The sequence below is a fragment of the Ralstonia sp. RRA genome, from assembly GCF_037023145.1.
GTDB lineage: Bacteria > Pseudomonadota > Gammaproteobacteria > Burkholderiales > Burkholderiaceae > Ralstonia.
Window position 1 is genome coordinate 473,824 of record NZ_CP146091.1, and the last position, 24,666, is coordinate 498,489.

General features: G+C 65.9%; 21 protein-coding genes. 2 read left to right on the forward strand and 19 right to left on the reverse strand.

Translation table 11 applies throughout. The features are described from left to right. Positions 1 to 5: 5 nt before the first annotated feature. From glyS to V6657_RS02370, 6 genes are all read right to left on the reverse strand, one after another. Complete coding sequence (gene glyS / locus V6657_RS02345) at positions 6 to 2,099, reverse strand: glycine--tRNA ligase subunit beta (RefSeq protein ID WP_048934043.1); 2,094 nt, start codon at positions 2,097 to 2,099, stop codon at positions 6 to 8. 63 nt (positions 2,100 to 2,162) lie between these two features. Beyond that, positions 2,163 to 2,831 carry a hypothetical protein gene (locus V6657_RS02350; protein WP_048934044.1) on the reverse strand — a complete coding sequence of 223 codons (669 nt, stop codon included), beginning with the start codon at positions 2,829 to 2,831 and terminating at the stop codon, positions 2,163 to 2,165. Next, positions 2,828 to 3,808 carry a glycine--tRNA ligase subunit alpha gene (gene glyQ, locus V6657_RS02355; protein WP_048934045.1) on the reverse strand — a complete coding sequence of 327 codons (981 nt, stop codon included), beginning with the start codon at positions 3,806 to 3,808 and terminating at the stop codon, positions 2,828 to 2,830. Before glyQ ends, V6657_RS02350 begins: the two co-directional genes overlap by 4 nt. Before the next feature lie 175 nt (positions 3,809 to 3,983). Continuing rightward, on the reverse strand, positions 3,984 to 5,495 hold the full coding sequence (gene lnt, locus V6657_RS02360; RefSeq protein WP_048934177.1) for an apolipoprotein N-acyltransferase: 1,512 nt from the start codon (positions 5,493 to 5,495) through the stop codon (positions 3,984 to 3,986). 92 nt (positions 5,496 to 5,587) lie between these two features. Beyond that, positions 5,588 to 6,481, reverse strand: a complete 894-nt coding sequence (locus V6657_RS02365; protein WP_048934046.1) for an HlyC/CorC family transporter — start codon at positions 6,479 to 6,481, stop codon at positions 5,588 to 5,590. A gap of 107 nt (positions 6,482 to 6,588) precedes the next feature. Beyond that, a complete protein-coding gene (locus V6657_RS02370) occupies positions 6,589 to 7,134 on the reverse strand; it encodes a hypothetical protein (protein ID WP_182585144.1) in 546 nt (181 codons plus the stop codon). 36 nt (positions 7,135 to 7,170) lie between these two features. Here V6657_RS02370 and V6657_RS02375 point away from each other — a divergent pair, with 36 nt between their 5' ends. Next, on the forward strand, positions 7,171 to 7,407 hold the full coding sequence (locus tag V6657_RS02375; protein WP_188079724.1) for a hypothetical protein: 237 nt from the start codon (positions 7,171 to 7,173) through the stop codon (positions 7,405 to 7,407). Between the two features lie 278 nt (positions 7,408 to 7,685). Further along, positions 7,686 to 7,871, forward strand: coding sequence for a hypothetical protein (locus tag V6657_RS02380; RefSeq protein ID WP_137884662.1), 186 nt, complete (start codon positions 7,686 to 7,688; stop codon positions 7,869 to 7,871). Positions 7,872 to 8,356: 485 nt separating this feature from the next. On the opposite strand, the gene ybeY is transcribed toward V6657_RS02380, so the two are convergent. From ybeY to V6657_RS02445, 13 genes are all read right to left on the reverse strand, one after another. After that, entirely contained in the window at positions 8,357 to 9,187 is an 831-nt protein-coding gene (ybeY, locus tag V6657_RS02385) for an rRNA maturation RNase YbeY (protein WP_048934047.1), read from the reverse strand. Between the two features lie 2 nt (positions 9,188 to 9,189). Beyond that, a complete protein-coding gene (locus tag V6657_RS02390; RefSeq protein ID WP_048934048.1) occupies positions 9,190 to 10,182 on the reverse strand; it encodes a PhoH family protein in 993 nt (330 codons plus the stop codon). A 21-nt stretch (positions 10,183 to 10,203) separates the two neighbouring features. Then, positions 10,204 to 11,571, reverse strand: a complete 1,368-nt coding sequence (miaB, locus tag V6657_RS02395; protein ID WP_048934049.1) for a tRNA (N6-isopentenyl adenosine(37)-C2)-methylthiotransferase MiaB — start codon at positions 11,569 to 11,571, stop codon at positions 10,204 to 10,206. A 61-nt stretch (positions 11,572 to 11,632) separates the two neighbouring features. Further along, the gene (locus V6657_RS02400) at positions 11,633 to 12,052 is read right to left on the reverse strand and encodes a hypothetical protein (RefSeq protein WP_048934050.1); all 420 of its coding nucleotides are present in this window, start codon (positions 12,050 to 12,052) and stop codon (positions 11,633 to 11,635) included. 90 nt (positions 12,053 to 12,142) lie between these two features. After that, entirely contained in the window at positions 12,143 to 13,141 is a 999-nt protein-coding gene (locus V6657_RS02405) for an NAD(P)/FAD-dependent oxidoreductase (RefSeq protein ID WP_048934051.1), read from the reverse strand. A 148-nt stretch (positions 13,142 to 13,289) separates the two neighbouring features. Next, positions 13,290 to 14,210 carry an OmpW family outer membrane protein gene (locus tag V6657_RS02410; RefSeq protein WP_048934052.1) on the reverse strand — a complete coding sequence of 307 codons (921 nt, stop codon included), beginning with the start codon at positions 14,208 to 14,210 and terminating at the stop codon, positions 13,290 to 13,292. 201 nt (positions 14,211 to 14,411) lie between these two features. Next, positions 14,412 to 15,317, reverse strand: a complete 906-nt coding sequence (locus V6657_RS02415) for a DUF1571 domain-containing protein (RefSeq protein ID WP_048934178.1) — start codon at positions 15,315 to 15,317, stop codon at positions 14,412 to 14,414. A gap of 35 nt (positions 15,318 to 15,352) precedes the next feature. After that, a complete protein-coding gene (locus tag V6657_RS02420) occupies positions 15,353 to 17,092 on the reverse strand; it encodes an AMP-binding protein (protein ID WP_048934053.1) in 1,740 nt (579 codons plus the stop codon). An 86-nt stretch (positions 17,093 to 17,178) separates the two neighbouring features. Beyond that, on the reverse strand, positions 17,179 to 18,498 hold the full coding sequence (locus V6657_RS02425) for an acetyl-CoA C-acetyltransferase (protein ID WP_048934054.1): 1,320 nt from the start codon (positions 18,496 to 18,498) through the stop codon (positions 17,179 to 17,181). Positions 18,499 to 18,502: 4 nt separating this feature from the next. Next, complete coding sequence (locus tag V6657_RS02430) at positions 18,503 to 19,441, reverse strand: MaoC/PaaZ C-terminal domain-containing protein (protein ID WP_048934055.1); 939 nt, start codon at positions 19,439 to 19,441, stop codon at positions 18,503 to 18,505. A 7-nt stretch (positions 19,442 to 19,448) separates the two neighbouring features. Then, entirely contained in the window at positions 19,449 to 20,861 is a 1,413-nt protein-coding gene (locus tag V6657_RS02435) for a 3-oxoacyl-ACP reductase (protein ID WP_048934056.1), read from the reverse strand. A 31-nt stretch (positions 20,862 to 20,892) separates the two neighbouring features. Next, entirely contained in the window at positions 20,893 to 23,403 is a 2,511-nt protein-coding gene (locus V6657_RS02440; RefSeq protein ID WP_048934057.1) for an acyl-CoA dehydrogenase, read from the reverse strand. Positions 23,404 to 23,511: 108 nt separating this feature from the next. Further along, positions 23,512 to 24,576, reverse strand: a complete 1,065-nt coding sequence (locus tag V6657_RS02445; protein WP_048934058.1) for a TetR/AcrR family transcriptional regulator — start codon at positions 24,574 to 24,576, stop codon at positions 23,512 to 23,514. Positions 24,577 to 24,666: the final 90 nt, after the last annotated feature.

Sequence of the window (24,666 nt, forward strand, 5' to 3'; positions counted from 1 at the left end):
AATGCTCAAGCGGCCAGCTTGGAGATGTCCGCCACGCGGTTCATCAGGCCATGCAGCTCGCCCAAGAGCGCCAAGCGGTTGTCGCGCAGTGCAGTGTCGTCGGCCATCACCATCACGCCATCGAAGAACGTGTCGACCGCTTCGCGCAGGCCGGCCAGCGTCTTCAGTGCCGTGGTGAAATCGCCGCGCGCAAACGCATCGTGCACGTGCGGTTCGGACGAAGCGACGGCCTGATGCAGCGCGCGCTCGGCGTCTTCCTTGAGCAGTTGCGTCTGTACCGCGCCAATGGCCACATCCGTCTTCTTCAGGATGTTGGTGATGCGCTTGTTGGCGGCGGCCAGGGCTTCTGCTTGCGGCAGGGCGGCAAACGCACGCACGGCTTCGAGGCGCGCGACGATGTCGTCCAGACGCTGCGGGCGCTGGCTGACCACGGCTTCCACCTCGTTGGTGCTGTAGCCCTTGTCCTTCAGGTAGCCGCGCAGGCGGTCGTACAGGAAGTCGGTGATGGCGGCCAGGTCCGGTTTGACCGCGGCGATGCCGTCGAAGCTGGCGGCGGCAATCTGCAGCGCGTCGTCGATGGTGAGCGTGAGCGGCTTCTCGATCAGCATGCGCAGGATGCCCAGCGCGTGGCGGCGCAGCGCGAACGGGTCTTTCTCGCCCGTGGGTTGCAGGCCAATGCCCCAGATGCCGACCAGCGTTTCCAGCTTGTCCGCCAGTGCCACCACGGTGCCGGTAGCAGTCGAGGGCAGAGCATCGCCTGCAAAGCGCGGCTGGTAGTGCTCGGAGCAGGCCAGCGCCACATCGTCGGGTTCACCATCGTGGCGGGCGTAGTACGTGCCCATCGTGCCTTGCAGCTCGGGGAACTCGCCCACCATGTCGGTCAGCAAATCGGCCTTGGCGAGCAGCGCACCGCGCGAAGCGTGTGCGACATCCGCGCCGAGCTTTTCCGCCAGTTGGCCAGCGATGGCTTGCAGGCGCGACACGCGCTCAAGCTGCGTGCCGATCTTGTTGTGATAGACCACACGCGAGAGCAGCGGCACGCGGTCGGCCAGCGGCTTCTTCTTGTCTTGTTCGAAGAAGAAGCGGGCATCGGCCAGGCGCGGGCGCACCACGCGCTCGTTGCCCTGGACGATGGCCACCGGCGTGCCAGTGGCGATGTTCGAGACGATCAGAAAGCGGTTACGCAGATGGCCTTGGGCATCCGTCAGCGCAAAGTACTTCTGGTTCGTCTGCATGGTCAGGATCAGGCACTCCTGCGGCACGGCGAGGAACGCTTCCTCGAAGTGGCAGGGGTAGACCACGGGCCATTCGACCAGCGCGTTGACTTCGTCCAGCAGCGCTTCGGGCATCACCACGGTATCGGCGCCGGCGGTCTTGAGCAGTTCAGCGCGGATGGCTTCCTTGCGCTTGCCGTAGTTGGCGATGACCTTGCCTTGGGCTTCCAGCGTGCTGGCGTACGACGTGGCATCGGTGATGACGATTTCGCCCGCCGACAGGAAGCGGTGGCCCAGCGTCACGTTGCCCGATTGCAGGCCCAGCGCGCTGACGGGGATCACCTCGTTGCCGAGCAGCGCGATCAGCTTGTGCGCAGGGCGCACGAACTGCACGTTGTCACCGTTCGGGCGCTGGTACGTCATCACCTTCGGGATCGGCAGGTTGCCGATGGTTTGCGTGAGTGCCGTTTGCAGCCCGTCGGCCAGTACGGCGCCGCGCGCGGTGTAGCGATAGAAGAGCGACTCGGCCTTGCCGTCCGGTGCGCGCTCCAGCGATTCGGGCGCGATGGCTTCCACGCCCACCGTCTTGGCCAGTGCAGCCAGCTTCTTGACCAGAGGTGCGGCCGGTTTGCCTTCAGCGTCAAAGGCGATGGTCACGGGCAGCACCTTCTCGCGCAGCTCACGATCGGGCGCGGCACGGCGCACGCCGGTGATCGATGCAGCCAGGCGGCGCGGCGTGGCAAAGCCTTCCACGGTAGCGCCTTCTTCGAGCAGGCCTTGCGCCGACAGACCGTCAAACAGGCCGCGCGCAAACGCCTCGCCCAGGCGGGCCAGCGCCTTGGGTGGCAGTTCTTCGGTCAGCAGTTCGATCAGGAGGGTGGACATAGCGTTGAATCGGTAACGTCGTTGTTCTGGCGCCGCGCGTTCAGCACGGCAATGTGTTCGGTGTTAGCAAGGCGAGCCGGGCACGGGCTCCACACCCGAGAGTAGCCACACGCCGTTCTGCTGCTGGAACTGCAGTTGCGTGCCAGCGCATTGGCCCGGAGGCGGCGGCGGTGCGATCGGCGCGGGGTTGGTGCCGGGCGCGGCTGCATCGCGGCGCAGGAAGCGTGCGGACAGCGTGCCGCGGCGCTCGTCATAGCGCACCTCTTGCAGCGTGCCGGATACGTTGAATTCCAGTCGGCTCGGCAGTTGCGCCGACGAGCGGAACACGCGCGCACGGCGCTGCGCTTTGGTGCCGGAGCCTTGCCACTCGACCCAGGTGAGCGGAAAGCGCAGGGCGGTGGCGTACGTGCGCAGCGGCACGCGGTGCCAGCCGAGGTCACGCGCGCCGGACAGGTCACAGGCCATCGTGCGTACCAGGCTCGTCCATTGGTCGAGCGCGGGCGGAGCGGGCGTCCACGCGGCGCCCAGCGCTTGTTGCAGCGGCTTGGAATCGGCCACGCAGAGTTGCGTCAGGTTGCTCGGCACGACGAAGGTCTTTTCCGTCGATGCCGGCTTGGACGTGCGATGCCGCGCCGCTTGCGCAACGCTTGCCGGCAGCGCCAGCGCGGCAATCGACGCCGCCGTCAGCAAGGCCAGCCCACGTCGCGCGGTTTGGACCCGCGTGGCCGTCATGCAGCCTCCGTGGCCGCAGCAGCGGTGCCGCACATCGGGAAGCCCAGGCGCTCGCGCGAGTCGTAGTAGGCCTGCGCGACCAGGCGCGACAGGTTGCGGATGCGGCCGATGTAGGCTGCACGCTCCGTCACCGAAATGGCGCCGCGTGCATCGAGCAGGTTGAAGGTGTGGCCGGCCTTGAGCACTTGCTCGTAAGCGGGCAGGGCGAGCTGCACGACCGGGGCGCCATCGTCTGCTGCGCCATCCTTACCGTCTGCGGGCACGCCCATCAGGCGCTTGGCCTCGGCTTCGTGCTCGGCAAAGCGGCGGAACAGCACGGTGGTGTCGGCCTGCTCGAAGTTGTAGGTCGATTGCTCGACTTCGTTCTGGTGGTAGACGTCGCCGTAGGTCAGGCGGCGCTTGACAGGGCCGTTCGGGCCCGGTTCTTCCCATTCGGTCCAGACCAGGTCGTAGATGTTCTCGACCTTCTGGATGTACATCGCCAGGCGTTCGATACCGTAGGTGATCTCACCGGTCACCGGCTTGCAGTCCAGGCCGCCGACCTGCTGGAAGTACGTGAATTGCGTGACCTCCATGCCGTTCAGCCACACCTCCCAGCCGAGGCCCCAGGCGCCGAGCGTGGGGTTTTCCCAGTCATCTTCGACGAAGCGGACGTCGTTCTGCTTCAGGTCCAGGCCCAGCGCTTCCAGCGAACCGAGGTACAGGTCGAGGATGTTCTCCGGCGCCGGCTTGAGCACCACTTGATACTGGTAGTAGTGCTGCAGGCGGTTCGGGTTCTCGCCGTAGCGGCCATCCTTGGGGCGGCGCGACGGCTGCACATAGGCTGCCCGCCACGGCTCGGGGCCGATCGCGCGCAGGAAGGTGTGTACGTGCGAGGTGCCGGCGCCGACTTCGAGGTCGATCGGTTGCAGCAGGGCGCAGCCCTGGGCGTCCCAGTACGACTGCAGCTTCAGGATGAGTTGCTGGAAGGTAAGCATGGTGGTACCTGGTGGTCTGCTGCGGCCCGGAACGTTCAGGGTGCAGCGCGACGGTGGAATGCAGCGGCGGGCACGAGAAGCGCATCGCCCCGTGCCCGCCGTAAAATGTTGAATTTTAGCGTTTTTTGTCAGCCGCCCCGGAAAGTGGCCCGAAAGCCCTCCGGGCAGCGAACGATCAACCCGCCATTGCCCTGCGGCGACGCACGAATGCGACCAGCAGCACCAGTACGCCCACGCCCAGCGCAGGTGCGTTGCCGGCCCGCACAAACGGTGTCAGGCCTTGTGTGCCCTGCACCTCGGCTTGCAACGTGCCGAGCGTGAAAACGGGCAGGCGCGCCTGTACGCTGCCGTCCGGACGCACCACGGCGGTGGCGCCGGTATTGGTGGCGCGTAGCATCGGGCGGCCCGTCTCCAGTGCGCGCATGCGTGAGATCTGCAGGTGCTGGTCCAGCGCGATCGTGTCGCCAAACCATGCCAGGTTCGTCGTATTGGCCAGCATCGTGGCCGGCTGATCGGCATGGCGTAGCGAGGCGGCGATCTCCTCGCCAAACAAATCTTCGTAGCAGATGTTGGGCGCAACGCGCTGGTCGGCCACCGTCATGGGCGGCTGCACGAGCTGGCCGCGCCGGAAATCGCCCAGCGGCATGTTCATCATGTTGACGAACCAGTGGAAGCCGAAGGGGATGAACTCGCCGAAAGGCACGAGGTGGTGCTTGTTGTAACGGTACACGCCCTGGAATTGCGGGCCCACGCCGAACACGCTGTTGGTGTAATCCACCGCCGAATCCTGGCTGGCCGCGCCAAACAGCACGCTCGAGCCGGTGGTATCCACGTACGTGCGGATGGCCAGCGCGATTTCCTGCGGCATGTCCTGGATCATGATCGGGAAGGCCGTTTCAGGCGTGATCACCAGTTGCGCGGGCTGCTCGGTGACCATCTTGGTGTACAGCTCCAGCGAGCGCTCAATGCCGGTCTGCTGGAACTTCACGTCTTGCGGCACATTCCCCTGCAGCAGGCGCACGGAGATCGGCTTGCCTACCGGCTGCGTCCACGCAATGCCGTGCAGCGGCCAGCCAGCCACCAAGACGATCGCGCCGACGATGCCCGCCAGCCAATGCAGGCGACGCTCCGCCGCCACGCACAGCAGGCCGGCCAGCACGGCAGCGATCAGCACGATGCCGTACACCCCCACCAGCGGCGCGTAGCCGGCCAGCGGGCCATCGGTGTGCGCATAGCCGCCGTTGATCCAGGGGAAGCCCGTCCACACCGTGCCGCGCAGCCATTCCACGACAGCCCACGCCGCGCCGAACACCAGCGCCGATGCCGTGCCTGACCAGCGCCCGCGTCGCGTGAACCACTGCCACCCCCATACCGCCAGCGCCGGATGCAGCGCCAGGTAGCCGGCGAACAGCAGCACCGCGAGCCCGGCCATCCACGCAGGCATGTCGCCGTACACATGCATGCTGATGTAGAGCCACCAGACGCCAGAGAGGAACCAGCCAAGCCCGAAGGCATAGCCGACCCAGGCGACGCACGCCAAGCGCGGTGCGCGTTGCACCAGGGCCGCAAGCCCCGTCAGCGACAGGATCTGCAGCCACCACCAGTGATTGGGCGCGAACGACAGCGTATGCATGACGCCCAGCAGCACCGCCAGCGGCATGGCCGCCTTACGTTGTGAGATCGGCAGCCGCGCGAGCGGCCCGGCAGGTGGCACAAGCGGGGCGTCCTGCCGACGGGGGGACGCCCCGGCAGGGGAGGAGAACTGAGCGGGCACGGGGGTCAGACGGGGTTGGAACCAGTTGCGTTGACCGAGGCATCGCCGCCGGTCGGGGTGGTGAGACGGCGTACCAGCAGCACTTGCACCTGTCGCGCATCGGCGCGCAGTACGTCGAACTGCAGCGTGCCCAGGACGATCTTCTCGCCCCGGTGCGGCACGCGGCCGAGGTGGTTGGACAGCAGCCCGCCGATGGTGTCGACGTCCTCATCCGAGAAGTGCGTGCCGAAGGCTTCGTTGAACTGCTCGATTTCGGTCAGGCCGCGCACGCGCATGTGGCCATCGGCGGTGGCGAGGATATTGTCCTCTTCCTCTTCGATGTCGTATTCGTCTTCGATGTCGCCGACGATCTGCTCCAGCACATCTTCAATGGTGATGAGGCCGGCCACGCCGCCGTACTCGTCGACGACGATGGCGATGTGGTTGCGGTTGACGCGGAAGTCGCGCAACAGCACGTTCAGGCGCTTCGATTCTGGGATGAACACGGCCGGGCGCAGCATGTCGCGCACGTCGAAGTCTTCATCGGTATAGAAGCGCAGCAAATCCTTGGCCAGCAGGATGCCGATGATGTTGTCACGGCTGCCTTCGTAGACGGGGAAGCGCGAATGCGCCGCTTCCTGCACGAAGGGGATGAATTCGGACGGCGCGTCGGCGATGTTCAGCGCATCCATCTGCGCGCGCGGGATCATGATGTCGCGCGCACACAGGTCTGAGACCTGGAAGACGCCTTCGATCATCGACAGAGAGTCGGCGTCGATCAGGTTGCGCGCATGCGCGTCTTGGAGGATTTCTAGAAGCTCGGCCCGCGATTCGGGCTCGGGCGAGATGAGGTCGGTCAGGCGTTCCAGCAGCGATCGGGGTTTGTCGGCTGGCTTCGGACTGGGATACGGATCATTCATGGCGCGGTCGCGCGTCGTTAAACATCGGGCCAGCATACACCAAAAGATTGGCGGTCCAGATGACGCCAGGCGAGCCACGGGCCACCTTAAGTGGATGACGCTGCACTTCAGGTGGCCGGCTCTGCCGGCGTGGCTGGGGCGCGCTGCCGAAGGGGGCAACGGTCAGTCGCTACCGTCTCTGCCGCCTGGGTGATGGTGACCATCGCTGCCGGGGTTTGCGCCGCCCTCGTCACCGTGGTGGTCGTTGCCATCATTGCCACCATGGTGATGAGCGCCGGGGTCATCGCCGCCGCCCCGGTCGCCGTGGCCGTGGTCTTTGTCGTGGTCGGTGTTGCCGCCCTGGTCGTGATGGCCATGGTCGTTGTCATGGTGGCCGTCGCCGCCGCGATCATGGTGGCCATGGTCGTCGCCATGGTGCCCGTGGTTGCCATCGTGGTCGTGATCGCCGTGGTCGTCGCCGTGGTGACCATCGCCACCGTGGTCATGGTCGCCGCCGTGCGGGCCGTGGTGATTGCCATGGTCATCGCCTCCGCCATGGTCGTGGTCGCCATCGCCGCCGCGGTCGTGATCGCCGCCATGGTTGCCACCGTGGTGGCCGTCATGGCCGTGATCATGATCGTGGTCGTGATGATGCCCACCATGGTCACCGCCATGGCAGCTTCCGCAGGGGGATGGGACCGGGGCGGGGCTTGGGGTCGGAGTCGGCGTCGGAGTCGGTGTCGGTGTCGGTGTCGGAGTCGGAGTCGGAGTCGGAGTCGGTGTCGGTGTCGGTGTCGGTGTCGGAGTCGGTGTCGGTGTCGGAGTCGGTGTCGGTGTCGGAGTCGGAGTCGGAGTCGGTGTCGGAGTCGGTGTCGGTGTCGGAGTCGGTGTCGGCGTCGGCGTCGGACTCGGGCTCGGGCTCGGGCTCGGGCTCGGGCTCGGGCTAGGGCTAGGGCTAGGGCTAGGCGACTTGCCTGGTGCCGGAGCCGGGGCTGGCGCGTTGTTGTTCGTGGACGGGGGCGCTGTCACGTTGCTGGACACTGGCGCGGGGGCGGGTGTCGTGACAGGGTCCGGCGAGTTGCCGTGATACCGGCCGAGCGTGGTGGCACCGGCGTAGGCCGTCCAGCGTCCGGCGATTTCCATATCGGCGCCGGCCAGCCAGTGGTCGCCGGTTGCGCCAACGCCCACCAGGGCCTTGCTGCTCGCAAAGTCGTAGCCGCCGCCGATGAGCGCCTGCACGCTGGTGCTGCCGACCACCGCCTGCACACGCGGCCGGATGGTGCCCTGCGCGATCATGAAGTTCACTTCCGCGCCGACGACGTTGTTGCTGCCCGAGACATTGACGGTGCGGCAACCAATCTGCGCACCCGGATGCCATGCACCGTCGAACACGATGACGATGCCTGCGTAGCAGGATTGCTTGTGGTCTGCGTGTGCGATGCGCGGTGTGACCGCGAGCGCAGTACCGACACCCACGCTGACCAGCAACGTGGCCCATGGAATGCTGTCCATGAAACGTTGACGCATGATGACCTCCCCGCGGAGCCGAGCCCGTCTGTGCGCGGGTTGGCCTATGACGCCTTGCGTGGCGCCGTGTATCGAGCGCGCTCGGGTGGCGGCTTATGTGTCGAGGATAGGGATTGCCATGGCAAAGCCCATGCACCGTACGGAGAGCAGCGCCGGTACCGGATGGACGAAGGTCGATGGGGGGCGTATCAGCGATTCGACGGGCGCGCGCCTGCATCGAATGGCGGAGGCGATGCCGCAAATCCTTGTCAGGACTGGATCTGCGGAAAATGGACTTGATTCAGCTTTGAAACGCGATGTTGCGTTTCTGTAGCAGGAAACAAAAACGCCGGCACGTGGCCGGCGTCTGAGGGCGATGGAGGATGCGCGTCAGCGGCTTGCGTACGGATCTGCAAAACCCAGATCGCCGAGGATCTCGGTTTCGATGCCTTCCATCTCTTCGGCGTCGGCCGGGTCTTCGTGGTCGTAGCCCTGCGCATGCAGCGCGCCGTGCACGATCAGGTGCGCGTAGTGCGCGACCAGCGGCTTGCCTTGTTCCTTGGCTTCCTTCTCGACCACCGGGCAGCACAGCACGATGTCGGCGGCAACGGGGTCTTCGTCGCTTTCTGCGTACGAGAACGTCAGCACGTTGGTGGCGTAGTCCTTGTCGCGGTACGTGCGGTTGAGCGTGCGGCCTTCTTCTTCGCCGACAAAGCGCACGTTGAGCTGCGCATCGGCAAACAGTGCCGGGGCGATCCACGCTTCGATGTCCTTCTCTTTCGGCAGCGCCTTGCGGGCTGCGGCCTTCAGCTCATCGCCGTGCTGTACGGTGAGGTCGAGCGTGAGCATTTCTGCGTCGTCGAAGGCTTCGCCGCCGTGGTTCCAGAACGTGTCGTCGAGGTCTTCAGTGCGCTCGGTTTGTACCGGCTCGGCCTCGATGCGCAGCGTAACGCTGTCGTGGTGCTCGGGGCGCAGCGACAGCATGGCGTTCGTGTTGGTGTCCGAATGCTCGGCGACCAGGGTGATGGCGCCATCGGCCGTATCGGGCACGCTGATGATCAGGCTGCGGCCATCCGCAAAGGCGATGCGCAGGGCGCTGGCGTCCACCGTCTTCGGCTTGCCCTTGGCGTCGAATACATCGACGCGCGGGCCGAACGACTCGGCGGCCGCGGGTTGGGTCTTCTTGGTTTTGGTCTTGGTATCGGTCTTTGCTTTAGCCACGTTCAGGCGTCCTTATGCTGGGCATGGAATTCGTCATAAGCCTCGACGATGCGGGCCACCAGTGGGTGCCGCACCACGTCGACGCTGGAAAAGCGCGTCATCGACACACCGCGCACGTCGCGCAGCACGTGCTGCGCTTCGATCAGGCCGCTCTTCTGGCCGCGCGGCAGGTCGATCTGCGTTGTGTCGCCGGTAATCACGGCCTTGGAGCCGAAACCGATCCGCGTGAGGAACATCTTCATCTGTTCCGGTGTGGTGTTCTGGGCTTCGTCCAGGATGATGAAGGCGTGGTTGAGCGTGCGCCCGCGCATGTACGCGAGCGGCGCAATCTCGATCATCTGGCGCTCGAACATCTTCTGCGTCTTGTCGAAGCCGAGCAGATCGTACAGCGCGTCGTATAGCGGGCGCAGGTACGGGTCCACCTTCTGCGCGAGGTCGCCGGGCAGGAAGCCCAGGCGTTCGCCAGCTTCCACCGCAGGGCGTGTGAGCACGATGCGCTTGACGGCGTCGCGCTCGAGCGCATCCACCGCGCAGGCGACCGCCAGATACGTCTTGCCCGTACCCGCCGGCCCGATGCCGAACGACAGGTCATGCGAGAGGATGCTGCGCAGGTACTCGCGCTGCATCGGCGTGCGGCCGTGCAGATCGGTACGGCGCGTGTGGAGCACCGGCGACAGGTCTTTGCCATCGGGCACATCGGTGCTCGATTCCGGCACGTAGGCGCCATGCGCGGCCACCTGGCGGGTCTCGACAAGGCCGAGCTGGATGTCGTCCACCGACAGCGGATCGCGTGCGGCGTTGTAGAACGTCTCCAGCGCATTGGCCGCGCCTTGTGCGTTGGCACCGCGCACGGTGAACTTGGCGCCGCGCCGGCTGATGGTCACGTCCAGTGCCTGTTCGATCTGGCGCAGGTTTTCATCCAGCGGACCGCACAGGTTCTGCAGGCGGGCGTTGTCGTTCTTGGGCGCTGTGAATTCAGCGGTGGTCGGTTTCATCCAATCCGTCTGTGTTGATGATCAGTGGGTCACGCGGTCGTCATCGGCGACAACCTCACCGCGCAGCGAGTGCGGGAAGGCGTGCACGATGCGCACGTCGAGCATCTGGCCGATCAGCTGGTCGCGGCGCGCCTGCGGCAGATCGGGCAGGGCGAAGTTGACCACGCGGTTGTTCTCGGTGCGGCCGTGCAGTTCGGTCGGGTCCTTGCGCGACGGGCCTTCCACCAGGATGCGCTGCGTGCTGCCGACCATGCTTTGGCTGATGCGCGCGACGTTCTCTTCGATGGTCGCCTGCAAATGTTTCAGGCGTTCGAGCTTGACGGCCTGCGGCGTATCGTCGGGCAGGTTGGCCGCCGGCGTGCCGGGGCGCGGGCTGTAGATGAAGCTGAACGAGGTGTCGTAGCCGATCTCGTGAATCAGGTCCATCGTCTTGGCGAAGTCCGCATCGGTCTCGCCCGGGAAGCCGACGATGAAGTCGGTGGCGATGGAGATGTTCGGCCGGATCGCGCGCAGCTTGCGGATGCTGCTCTTGTATTCGAGCACCGTGTAGCCGCGCTTCATCGCCATCAGGATGCGGTCGGAGCCGTGCTGCACCGGCAGGTGCAGGTGGTCGACCAGCTTCGGGTTGGTGGCGTAGGCCTCGATTAGGCGCGAGGAGAATTCCTTCGGGTGGCTGGTCGTGTAGCGGATGCGCTCGATGCCCGGAATTTCGGCCACGTATTCGAGCAGCAGGGCGAAGTCCGCACGCTCAGCGGTGTCGCCCATCTTGCCGATATAGGCGTTGACGTTCTGGCCCAGCAGCGTAACTTCGCGCACGCCCTGCTCAGCCAAGCCGGCCACTTCGGCCAGCACGTCGTCGAACGGGCGCGAGACTTCTTCACCGCGCGTGTACGGCACCACGCAGTAGCTGCAGTACTTCGAGCAGCCTTCCATGATCGACACGAAGGCGGTCGAGCCTTCCACGCGCGCGGGCGGCAGGTGGTCGAACTTCTCGATCTCGGGGAAGGACACGTCGACCTGCGAGCGGCCCGTGCGGCGGCGCGCAGCGATCAGCTCCGGCAGGCGGTGCAGCGTCTGCGGGCCGAAGACGACATCCACGTAAGGCGCGCGGGCCACGATGGAAGCGCCCTCCTGGCTGGCCACGCAACCGCCCACGCCAACGACGAGGTCCGGCTTGAGGGCCTTGAGCGCCTTCACGCGGCCGAGCTCGGAGAACACCTTCTCCTGCGCCTTCTCGCGCACGGAGCATGTGTTGAAGAGGATCACGTCCGCATCTTCGGGCGTGTCGGTGGGGACGAGACCTTCAGCCGCATTGAGCACGTCGGACATCTTGTCCGAGTCGTACTCGTTCATCTGGCAGCCGTAGGTTTTGATGAAGACTTTTTTCATGTGCCGTTCACAGTGGTTGACCTGGGGGCACGTGCTTCGTGGGGCGTTCTGACGTCCGGCGCTACTGAGACTGCGATTGCGCCTGCGCCTGCGCCTGGGCGGCGACCGCGGCCTTGTAGTCGTCATCGCTGACAACCCAGGCTGTCAGCAACTGCTGATACAGGTCGAGCTGATAGCGCACCTTGAACGTCTGGCCGACCACCGAGGCGGTTGGCAGCAGGCGCCCATCCAGCGACAGGATCCGCACGCCCGGGGCGAAGCGGATATCGGCCTTGGTGGTGCCGAAACCGAGCAGCAGGATGTTCACCAAGCCCGTGCTGCCAGTGGTCAGCGTGCCGGTATTGACCGAATTGACGGTCAATTGGGCAGCCGGAGCCACCGCCGGAATGTTGCGCAGGACTTGCGCATGGGCGGACAGCAGCGGCGCTGATGCTGCAACTGCGGCAAAGGCTAGGGCGAGGACTTGGCGTCGGGTGCGCATGGCGTCGTCAGGGGAAAGCCACCGCCGGGTGAGCGACCCGGCACACGAAACACGAGACAACCCGACATTGTAACGCTGGCGGGTGGGTTCCTATAGCGCTTCGGCAATCTTTGCGGCCAGTGCAACACCGCTCAGGAACGCGGCTTCCACACGCGGGCCCTCGCACCAGTCGCCGCAGGCGCCCAGGCGGGTGGCGGCGTCCCAATGGCAGGGCATTTCCGCCGACTGTTCGACCAGCGCATGCGGCCACAGATGGGCCGCCATGACGTCGGGCTCGGGCGTGCCGGGAAAGGCTTCGGCAAAGCGGGCATGCAGGGCGTGCAGCGCCTGCTCGGGGGTGTCTGTGGCGTGTGCGGCCGACCAGCCCGGCGACGCATGCACCACCCAGGATTCGTCGACCATCACCCGGCCCGGCTTGGTGTTGTCGCGTGCGGCCCAGGCGAGCATGTCGTCGTCAATGCGGATGCCGTCATATGGCAGGTCCAGCGATTGCGTAAAGCCCATCATCAACGCCCAGCAGGGTGCGTAGCGTACCGGCGCAATGGATTCCTGTAGCGAGGCGGGTGCCGCGTTGCCGAACAGCGCCGGCAGCTCGGGCGCTGGCAGGGCCAGGGCGATGATGTCGGCGTGGGTAGTGTCGGCGCCGTCGCGCTCAATGGTCCAGCGGCGTCCCTCGTGCGCCACGCGTGTGACGGCGTGGCCGAAGCGCACATCCAGTGGCGTCGCCAGACTGCGCACCAGCGCGCCCATGCCGGGCAGGCCGACGTAGCGGGCCTCGTCGCGTGAATCTGCCTGCAGGGCGTCTGCCGTGCGGTGACCCCAGCGCGCCGGCCACGGCATCACCGAGCCCTGCCGGCGGGCAGCGTCCACCGCACGGCGGAAGGCTTCGCTGCGCACATTGAATGACTGCGCACCGTGGTCAAAGGCGTAGGCTGGGGCGCCCTCGGGCAGCACTGTGGTGGCCAGCCGGCCGCCCACGCCGCCCGCGCGCTCATAGACGGTGGCGGCAATGCCTTCTGCGGCAAGCGCGTTGGCACAGGCAACACCGGCAATGCCGGCTCCGACGATGGCGATGGAAGGCTGGGTCATGGATGGCGTGGCGGGCTGGGTGGAACAGGAGATCGGTTTTGAAACCCCGCCATCATATCGGGTCATGTCGTTGTGAAAAACGGCAATGAAAAACGCCACCCGAAGGTGGCGTTTGCCGCAGCTCAACCGATTGGAGCAACTCGGCAGCTTAGAACTTGTAGCCAATCGCCAGCCCAAACACGAGCGGGTCGACCTTGATGTCGGTCTTGTTGACCGCCAGCACCTGGCCCTGCGCGCTGCGGATTGTGATGGTGGATGTGGTCTTCAGCGGTAGGTACGACACCGTGCCGATGGCGGTCCAGTTCTTGGCGAACTCATACGACACACCCACGTTGGCCACCGGCGTCCAAGAGCTCGACGTTTCTGCCGTCACCTTGGCCGTGCCGCTCGGCACCTGGCCCATGCCCAGCTGCAGCACCTGGCCGAGGTTTTGCAGCGCGTTCACGAAGTTCGGGTTCAGCTTCAGGTTGGTGAAGAAGTTGTAGCTGACGCCGCCGCCGACGAACGGACGGAACTTGCTTTCCTTCGTACCGAAGTAGTACTGGGCGACGATGGCCGGGCTCCACTCGCGCACGGTGGCGACCGGGTTGTTCTGCGGCAGCCCCAGGTTGATGAGCGTCAGCGGCCCGATGACCGGCACCGGTGCGATCACGTTGCCACTGCCGTACAGGTCGAACTTGGGTGGCACGCCGCCCACGAACGTACCGGCGATGTTGTCATTAAAGAAGTGCGTGAACGTGAGCGACAGCGTGTTGGCGTTACTGACTCGCACGTCAGTTCCGGGCGACTGGTACGTGCCCAGCCCTAGCGCGCTGGTGGTGGTGGTCAGCGGCGTGGCCGAATCCATCGGGCGGATATAGAACCAGCCCAGCGCCATGACGTTGCGGCCCCAGACGTAGTCGTCCATGAATTGTCCGAATCCGCCGCCACTGGAGCTGCCCGAGCCGGTGCTGGCACTTGCAGCGACGTTGGCTTCTGCGGTGGATTGCGCGTGCGCAGCGGAGGCTGCGAGGGTGCTGACGGCAGCGCAGGCAAGGGCTGCGGCAAAGCGGCGGGCGGTGCGGTTCATGTGGTTGTCTCTCTGGATGGGATTGTTATTTCGCCTAAGTGTGGCGATTTGTGTTTCCGCAGCATAACGCAGCGATTTCTCTGCGTTCGTTGAAGCTTTCCTCTAGCTGGTACGCACGCCACAGGGGTTTCCCCTAGGCGTGTTTGATACCGATCGCCCAAGCGGCGGAGCCTTGGTGCACAACGGTCTGCTGGTGGGGTTTCAAAACTTGTACTCCGGGTTCTTGGGGTTGAAGGTCTGGTCGTTCCAGGTCTTGCGCGTCACGTTCTCGATGACGATCTTTTCGAGCTCGTTGCCGGACTCATCCCAGGATTCTTCGACGCGAACCCAGGGGTTCTTGAGGTCGAAAAACAGTCGTACGCGCTTGGCGTAGAACGTGGGTGGGCCACTAGGGGCATCCCAGGTCAGGCGCAGCATGCGCTCGCCGCTTTCGGTCACCATCTTGGCCTCGTTGAACTTGCCGGTGCCGCCGGCAGCCACGTGGGCGCGCCCATCGCGTTCCACTGTGTCGACGATGAACTGCAGCCCCAGTTCACGCGCGGTGTGGTTCGACTGCGATTTGGCCAGCGCCCCGTCCAGCGCGCTCCAGATGGAGGCAAAGCCGAAGAGGCCGCCCAGGTGGCCGTACATCTCGTCGCGGCGCACGGTCTCGTCGTAGATGATTTCCTGGCCGGCGTGCGAGCCGCCCTTGAGCCAGCGGGCGTACACCTGGCGCGGCGCATGGCGGTAGCGGATCAGCATGAGGGACGGCTGGCTTTGCCACTGGTCTTTCACGCGCTCCTGCCGGCGCATGCGGTATTCGTACTCGGGCAGCTTGGCGACCTCGCCACGCAGCCAGCGCACCAGCGTCTCGGGCTTCATCGCCTGTGCCATGGCGAGAATGTCGTCGTCGGACCAGTCGGCAAAGGCGTTGGTCTGGACCTGGCCGCCAAGCCAGGTCGTCTGCCGAGCGACGTCCATTGCGCCAAAGCTGCTGACGGCGGCAGATTGGGATGCCGCTGCTGCCGTGGCGGCAGGTGCGGCGGGCGCGGAAGCCTCAGGCGTCTGCGCCCACGCGGCGCTCGTGCAGGCCAGTGCCGTCGCCAGCGCAAGCGTGCGCAGTTGCATGCGGGTCTTCTGCATCGTTGCGATCGTCATGGCGGTCATTGCTGAGCCTCGGCGCGGGCGCGCTTGATGTCGGGGTCGGCATCGCGCAGTTCGCGGCGCAGGATCTTGCCCACGGTCGACTTGGGCAGCTCTTCATCGCGGAACTCGACAATGCGCGGCATCTTGTAGCCGGTCAGGTGGGCGCGGCAGTGTTCGAGCAGCGCAGGCTCCGTCAGCGCGCCGGTGCGCCGCACCACGATGACCTTCACGCGCTCGCCCGCCACCGGGTCGGGCACGCCGATAGCTGCGACCTCCAGTACCTCTGGGTGCAGCGCGACGGCGTCTTCGATCTCGTTCGGGTACACGTTGAAGCCCGAGACCAGGATCATGTCCTTCTTGCGGTCGATCAGGCGGATGTAGCCGTTGGCGTCCATCACGCCGATGTCGCCGGTGGAGAACCAGCCGTCGGCGTCGATGGCTTTGGCGGTTTCATCGGGGCGTTGCCAGTAGCCGCGCATCACCTGCGGGCCGCGCACCTGCAGCTCGCCGGGTTCGCCCAGCGGCACGATGCTGCCGTCGTCGGCCTTGAAGCGCACCTCGGTGGACGGCGCCGGCAGGCCGATGGTGCCGCTGAACTCGGTCACCTGCGGCGGGTTCATCGACACCACGGGCGAGCACTCCGTCAGCCCGTAGCCCTCAACGATGGTGTGGCCTGTCACCTGCTTCCAGCGCTGCGCGATGGCGCGCTGTACTGCCATGCCGCCGCCGATGGTGATCTTCATCGCAGAGAAATCGCGCTTGGCAAACTCGGGGTCTTCCAGCAGCAGGTTGAACAGCGTGTTGACACCCGCAATGCCCGAGAAGCGCTCTTTGCGCAAAATGAAGAGCACCCGTTTGGTATCGCGCGGATTGGCGATGAGGATGTTGCGCCCGCCCATGGTCATGAACATCAGCAGGTTCACCGTGAGCGAGAAGATGTGATACAGCGGCAGCAGCGTGACGTTGGTCTCCGCGCCGCCGGTGAGCATGCTCTTGGACCACTCCTCGGCCTGCAGCAGGTTGGCGATGATGTTGCGGTGGGTGAGCATCGCGCCTTTGGCCACGCCGGTGGTGCCGCCGGTGTATTGCAGGAAGGCAATGTCTTCCGATGCCAGTTGCACCGGCTGCAGCGCACGCGAGCGCCCCGCGGCCAGCGCATCGCGCAGCCAGATGGGCGAAGGCAGCTTGTACTGCGGCACTTGCTTCTGCACATGCCGCATCACGAAGTTCAACGCCCGGCCTTTGAGGTTGAGCGCGCCGCCCATCAGGTCCCCAATGCCGGTGAGGACGATGTTTCGCACCTGGGTGCCGGGCAGCGCCTGTTCCAGCGTGCGCGCGAAGTTCTCCAGCACGACGATGGTCTGCGCGCCGGAATCGCGCAGCTGGTGGGCCAGCTCCGGCACCGTGTACAGCGGATTCACGTTGACGACGATGGCACCGGCCAGCAGCGTGCCGAACAGGCACACCGGATACTGCAGGCTGTTGGGCAGCATGATCGCCACACGGTCGCCCTTCTTCACGCCACGCGATTGCAGCCATGCCGCAAAGTGCTGGGCCTGGTGCTCGCATTCGTCGTACGTCATCTCCGTGCCGACGCTCACGTAAGCGACACGCGTGCGGTACTTCTCCACCGATTCGCGAAACACCTCGGCCAGCGAGTGATAGCGGTCGGGGTCGATCTCGGCGGGCACGCCTTCGGGATACGACTTCAGCCAGATGCGGTCGGTCAGATTGCTGCGGTCGGCAACGGTGTTCATGGTGTCTCCGTCCATGAAAAACGCGGCGTGGTTTTATTGTGTGCCGCGCGGGTTTGCAGGCGGGCCATTCCCGTTGGCCCGTCGGTTCAATGCGACATGTTTTCGGGGCGCTCCAGAATGGCGACTACGCCTTGTCCACCCGCCGCGCAGATCGACACCAGCCCGCGCCCGCTGCCGCGCTGCGCCAGCATCTTGGCGAGCGTGGCGACAATGCGCCCGCCGGTGGCGGCAAACGGGTGGCCCGTGCCCAGCGAGCTGCCGTTCACGTTGAGCTTGCTGCGGTCGATGCTGCCGAGTGGCGCGCTGCGGCCGAGCTTTTCGCGGCAGTACTCGGGCGACTCCCATGCGGCCAGCGTGCAGAGCACCTGGGCGGCAAAAGCTTCGTGGATCTCGTAGTAGTCAAAGTCCTGCAGCGTGAGGCCTGCGCGCTGCAGCATGCGTGAGACGGCATAGGCCGGCGCCATCAGCAGCCCTTCGTTCTGCGCGGGCGTACCACTGAAGAAATCGACGGCAGCGGTGTCCGCGCACGTCATGTAGGCGAGCACGGGCAGGTTGTGCGCGCGCGCCCAGTCCTCGCTGGCGAGCAGCACGCACGAGGCGCCATCGGTGAGCGGCGTGGAGTTGCCGGCGGTCATGGTGCCGCTGGCGCTGCGATCGAATACCGGCTGCAGCTTGGCGAGCTGTTCTGCAGTGAGGTTGCTGCGCAGGTTGTTGTCGCGGTCCAGCCCGAGGTGGGCGGTCATCAGGTCGGTGAAGAAGCCGCGCTCGTAGGCGGCGGTCAGGTTGTGGTGGCTGCGCAGGGCCAGCGCATCCTGGTCTTCGCGGCGGATGCCCCAGCGCTTGGCCATCAGTTCGCAGTGTTCGCCCATCGACAGGCCGGTACGCGGCTCACTGTTGCGCGGCAGGAGTGGGCGCACGAACATTGACGGCCGCAGGCCGGCCAGTGCCTTGAGGCGCGCGCCGGTGGACTTGGCGCGGTTGGCCTCCAGCAGGATCTTGCGCATCTTCTCGTTCAGGCCAACGGGCGCGTCGGACGTGGTATCCGTGCCGCCCGCGATGCCCACGTCGATCTGCCCCAGCGCGATCTTGTTGGCGACCAGGATGGCGGCTTCCAGCCCCGTGCCGCATGCCTGCTGCACGTCGTACGCGGGCGTTTGCTTGGCGAGCGTGGTGGAGAGCACCGATTCGCGCGTCAGGTTGAAATCCCGCGATAGCTTGATGACGGCGCCGGCCACCACTTCGTCCAGGCGCTGGCCGTGCAGGTTGAAACGGTCGACCAGGCCCTGCAGCGCGGCGGTCAGCATCTGCTGGTTCGATGCGGTGGCGTAGGCGGTGTTCGAGCGGGCAAACGGAATGCGGTTGCCCCCGAGGATGGCGACGCGGCGTACCTGCGCGTTGACTAGCATGGACTCAATCTCCGGGGTTGTCTTGTTGTGCTTGCGGCAGCGTCAGCACGCCGCGCAGATAGGGTTTGTCGCCGGCGGTGTTGCGCACCTCGAACGGGCAGCCCGGCGCGGCATCCTCGGCTTGCCAGAGCGTGGCTGCACCCGGCAGCGACAACGGCGTTTTGAACTCGGCCACCACCTCCCCCTGGGCAAGCGGCGTAGCCGGCAGCAACGCAGCCAGTGCGCGTGCCTTGGTCCACATGCCATGGGCGATGGGGTGGGCGAAGCCAAACAATTTCGCGCCAAGGTTCGATACGTGGATCGGATTCCAGTCGCCTGAGACACGGGCGTAGCAGAGACCGGTGTCGGCGGGCGCATCCCAGTGGCCATCAGGCGACAGGTCCTGCGTAGCCGGCAAGGCGATCAGCGGTGCGCCCTGCGGAGACGGCACGCCCACGCGCAGGTAGGTCGAGAGCGATTCCCACACCACTGCACCGGCCCGAATGATGGCTGTCTCGATGGCAAACGCCTGTCCGCGCGCATGCTGGAACAGTCGGCGCGGGCGGACTTCCACACGCACGCGTTCACCGGCGGTGAGTGGTTGATGCTGACGGATCGTGTTGCACAGATGCACCAGCCCGATCACCGGATACGGGAACGTCGATTCCGTCATCAGCATGAGTTGCAGCGGAAAGCCCAGCAGGTGCGGGTACGTTATCGGCACGCCGTGTGCGGGCGAGAAGCCACAGACTGCTGCGTAGTGCGCGATGTGCTCCGCATCCAGCGGCACCTCCTGCCGCACCAGTGTGTGGCGCGGCAGCGGCCCGCCGCGCTTGCCCTTGCGTTGCGACAGCAGCGCCCGCCACGCCAGCGCCCTGGCCGATGGCGGTGTGGTCACCAGCGTCTGCGTGGCAGCGAATGGCGTGACGGTCGCGCGTGCGCGTGCGGCAACGGTGGGCGGCATGATCGTTCTACGCTCCGAGCAGGCTCTGGCCGCACACGCGCACGACGTTGCCCGTCACACCGTTGGATGCCGGGCAGGCAAACCACGCGATCGCCTCGGCCACGTCGACGGGTTGGCCGCCCTGGCTCATCGCATTCATGCGGCGGCCCGCCTCGCGAATGGCGAATGGCACGGCCGCCGTCATTTGTGTTTCGATAAAGCCCGGTGCGACGGCGTTGATGGTGATGCCGCGTTCGGCCAGCAACGGCGCGCTGGCCCGCACGAGGCCGATCACGCCCGCTTTGGACGTCGCATAGTTGGTCTGCCCCAGGTTGCCCGCAATGCCGCTGATGGACGACACGCAGACGATGGCCCCGCCCGCATGCAGCGCGTTGGCAGCAAGCAGCGCATCGTTGATGCGCAACTGCGCGGTGAGGTTGATGTCGAGCACGCTGCGCCACGCCGGTTCAGTCATGCGGGCGATGGTCTTGTCGCGCGTGATGCCGGCGTTGTGCACGAGGATGTCGATGCCGCCCAGCGCCGCCAACTGCTGTGCGAGCACGGCGGGTGTTTCCGGCGCGGCGATGTCGTAGGCCAGCGCTTCCCCGCCAATGTCTTGTGCGACGGCGTTCAACCCTTCCTGTGCGGCGGGCACGTCGAGGCACAGCACGCGCGCGCCGTCTCGCGCCAGCACATGCGCAATCGCCGCGCCGATGCCACGCGAGGCCCCCGTCACCAGTGCGGTACGCCCGGCCAGCGGCTTCTGCCAATCCACGGAGACCGGCTTTGCGGCTCGCACGCGCACCACCTGCCCCGATACATATGCCGAGCGCGCCGACAGCAAGAACCGCAGCGTAGACGCCGCTACGTTCTCGGCGCCCTCGGCCACGTAGACAAGCTGTGCCGTGCAACCACGCCGGATCTCCTTGCCAAGCGAGCGCGTCATCCCCTCCAGCGCGCGCTGGGCGATAGCAGCCTGCGGTGTCTTGCAATCTTCAGGCGGGCGGCCAGTGACCACCACGCGCCCGCAGCGGCCAACAGCACGCACACCGTCGTGGAACACGTGGTACAGCGCGTCGAGGTCTTCGGTTGTTTGGATGCCGGTCGCATCGAAGACGATGCCGCCGACGCGGTCAAACGCATCGCCTTCCTTGCCGGTGGGTGCAACAAAGCGCCCGGTGATCTGCCCGTGCCGGTTGGCTGCGCCGAGCCATTCGGGGTCGCTTTCATGAAAGCGCGTGGGCACGCCGATTTCAGCAAACAGTGCGGCCAGTGTTTCGCGCATCGCGCCGCCCGGTGCCGCACCTACGAGGAAAGGACCGATGAACTCCGGCTTCCCTTCCTGATACCGGCGCAGCGGTACTGGCTGCGGCAGGCCAAGGTTGGCCGACAGCCATTTGCCGAATCCGGAACCGACGAAATCGAGGTACTTGTCTTGCATCGTTGTTGTTGTCTAGTTCTATGTCACGCCGTCAGGCTGCGCGGCGTTCGGCAGTTTGCAAGGCGTCGAGCGCATCCTTGCGGCGCTGTAGATCGGCCAACAGGTTGAAATCGGGCGCGAAGTCGTCCACGGCGACGGCGTGTTCGCCGTAGCGCGCGTAGTCGCACAGTTGCTTGCGTTCGGCCTCGTCGATGAGGCCCTGTGCCACCGCCTGCGCGGTCCATGTTTCGAAATCCGGCAGGCTTTGCGGCACGGGCGGCAGCTTGCCTTCCCGGATGACGGGTTTCAAGCGCTGCTCGATGGCGTCCACCGCCGGTTGCAGGCGGAAGGCCCATTCACCGTAGGCGATCGGGTCGATGTCGGGCGTGGGGCAGTACGAATCGGCCAGCAAGCGGTCACGCGCGGTGCCGGGCGTCTGCATCAGTTCGGCCACCTGTGCGGCCAGTGCGTCAGACGGTTTTCGATAAGGCGAGCCGAACGGGAAGATCAGCGCGCGCAGCAACCCAGCGATGCCCCGGTTCGGGAAGTTCGCCAGCACGCCGTCGAGCGCGTCTTGCGCACGCACCAACGCGTCCTGCACGGACCAGTGCACCAGCGGCGCGTCTTCCGCGGGGCGGCCTTCGTCCTCAAAGCGCTTGAGCGCAGACGAGATTAGGTACATCTGCGAAAGGATGTCGCCCAGCCGGCCGGTGATGCTCTCGCGGCGCTTGAGGGTGCCGCCCAGCGTGAACATTGACACATCAGCCAGCAGCGCCAGCGCAGTCGAGAAGCGGTTGACGGCCTGGTAGTAACGCTGCATCTCGGGCGCGGCATGGCTCGGTGCCGGTGCCACGCGGCCGCCCGAGAGCGCATGCAGGAACGCACGCACGAAGTTGCCTGCAATGAACGCACCGTGGCCGAACAGCGCCGCATCGAATGCGCGCAGCGTTTCGGGTGAATCTGCTCCCTGCGCTGCCGTCATCTCGCGCAGCACATACGGATGGCACCGGATCACGCCCTGCCCGAAGATGATCAGGCAGCGCGTCATGATGTTCGCGCCTTCCACTGTGATGGCGATCGGCACCTGCTGATACGCACGCGCCAGGAAATTGTTCGGCCCCATGCAGATGCCCTTGCCGCCCACGATATCCATCGCATCGTTGACCACATCGCGCGCACGTTCGGTGACGTGGTACTTGGCAATTGCGGAGATGACCGAGGGCTTCTCGCCCAGGTCCACGGCCAGCGCGGACAAACGCCGCGCCGCATCCATCATGTACAGGTTGCCGCCCATGCGGCCGAGCGCTTCCTGAATGCCCTCGAACTTGCCGATGGGCGTGCGGAACTGGCGGCGCACGGCGGCATAGGCGCCGGTACTGCGCACGGCGATCTTGGCCAGCCCCACGTTGGACGACGGCAGCGAAATCGCACGGCCTGCCGCCAGGCACTCCATCAGCATGCGCCAGCCACGGCCGACCTGCGCCTGCCCGCCGATCACCCAGTCGATCGGGATGAACACATCTTTGCCGGAGTTCGGGCCGTTCTGGAACACCGCGTTCAGCGGCCAGTGACGGCGCCCGATGTTCACGCCCGGATGCTTGGTCGGGATGAGTGCGCAGGTGATACCGGGTTCTTTATCGCTACCGAGCAGGCCATCCGGATCGACCGCGCGGAAGGCCAAGCCCAGCACCGTCGCAATCGGCCCGAGCGTGATGTAGCGCTTGCTCCAGGTCACACGGAAGCCCAGCGTTTCGCGGCCCTCGTGCATGCCACGGCAGACCACCCCCACATCGGGAATGGCAGCGGCGTCGGAGCCCGCATACGCGTTGGTCAGCGCAAAGCAGGGGATTTCTTCGCCACGGGCGAGGCGCGGCAGGTAGTGGTTCTTCTGCGCTTCGGTGCCGTAGTGCAGCAGCAGCTCTGCCGGGCCCAGCGAGTTGGGCACCATGACCGACACGGCCGCCGCGGAGCAACGCGTCGACAGCTTCATGATGACCTGCGAGTGCGCATAGGCCGAGAAACCTTTGCCGCCGTATTCCTTCGGGATGATCATGCCCAGGAAGCCCGCCCGCTTGGCATAGGCCCACGCCTCGGGCGACATGTCCTGCCAGATCTGCGTGGTCTCCCAGTCGTTGGCGAGGTCGCAGAGCTTCTCGGTTTCCACGTCGAGGAAGGCTTGTTCTTCCGGCGACAGACGCGGCTGTGGTGAAGAGAGCAGGCGCTTCCAGTCGGGGCGGCCGGAGAAGAGTTCGGCATCCCACCAGACGGTGCCGGCTTCGATGGCGTCGCGCTCCGTTGGCGACATCTCCGGCATGATCTTGCGGAACATCGACAGTACGCGGCGTGTGATCAGCGCACGGCGCAGCGGCTTGAGCGTGAGCACCAGCGCAGGCAGCACGAAGACGATGGCGAGCATGGTGGTCATCACCGGGCCGATGAGACCGAGCCATGCACCTGCCGCAAGCCACACGCCGGTGCCGGCCAACCACGTCAGCGCCGACGCTTCCATGGTGGCGAGCCCGAGCGCGCCAATGCAAAGCAGGACGATCCAGATCGTCGTCATGAGGGTCTCCATTCGATGCGTTCATGCGCTGGGCATTCGGTGGTTGCCGAATGCCCAGCGACTCCCGTGCCTACGGGGGCTGAAGCCGCGCCGCGCTTGGCTTTTCCGTCAGGCGCCGGGGCTGCGCCAGGGGCGCATCGGGTTGGCCGGGAAGATCGCGCGCGCGGCGTTGCTGCGGCGGATGGCCAGCGCACGGGTGCGCGCCGTGGGCGGGGAACCACCGTCCTCGTGCTCGTCACCGTCGTCGAGGGCGCTGTCGTGCTCGTCCTCGTGTTCGTCGGCAGCACTGGCGCGTGCGCCGGGTGTGCGGCCGAACAGGTCACCGGCAAAGGGCGATGCGGTGGCAGGTGTCGTGGTGCGTTCGGGGGCGCGGCCATTGCTGTTGCCGCTCCCGTTGCCATGGCGGCTTGAGCCGCCATGACCATTGCCGCTGTCGCTGCCGTTGGGTGCGTCGTCGGCCTGAACCACGGGTGTGGGGACCTGGGCTTCGGCCAGTTCGACCACCTGGTCGAGTGCGCCGGCCTCGCCGGGCAGCGGAGCGTTGAGCGTGGCCACCACCAGCGCAGTCAGGCGCGCCAGCAGCGAGGCATCGTTCATCGGCTTGCCCTGCGTGAACATCGGCAGCAGGTTGTTGAGGTCATCGCCGGCCAGCACGCCGGCGAGTGCCTTGAGCGAGAAGTGCAGGCGCCAGCCGAGTTCAGCGCGCGGCACATGCGGCAGTGCGCACGAGAACGCTTCGAAGAAGCGACCGAACACCGGCGCGTAATGCCCGAGCAGATAGTTCTGCACGAACGGCGACGTGTCGGAATACACGCGGCCCATCAGACGCAGGAAGGCGGGACCGCCGGTGTCGGGGTTGCGCGCCATCTGCAGCGCCGGTACGAACAGCGCGCCGAGCACGTGGTCGCACGTGAGCTGCTCCTTGGTCCAGCGTTCTTCGCAGGCTGTGAGCAGCGCCAGACGACGTGTGTTGAGTGGATCGAGCCGGCGGCCAAGCACTGACTGCATCAGCGCTTCCTTGCTGCCGAAGTGATAGTTGACCGCAGCCAGGTTGACCTTGGCGCGTGCCGTGATCTGCCGCAACGACATCGCCTCGTAGCCGAACTCGATGAACAGCAGTTCGGTGGCTTCCAGAATGCGGCCCTTGGTGTCTCCTGCTCCAGGACGTCCCATGTCTCCTACCTCGTTTTTTTAGGTCTGATATCGGCCCGATTGCTGCACTGCAGCGATCTAACGCACGATTCAAACATGTGTATGGGGTTG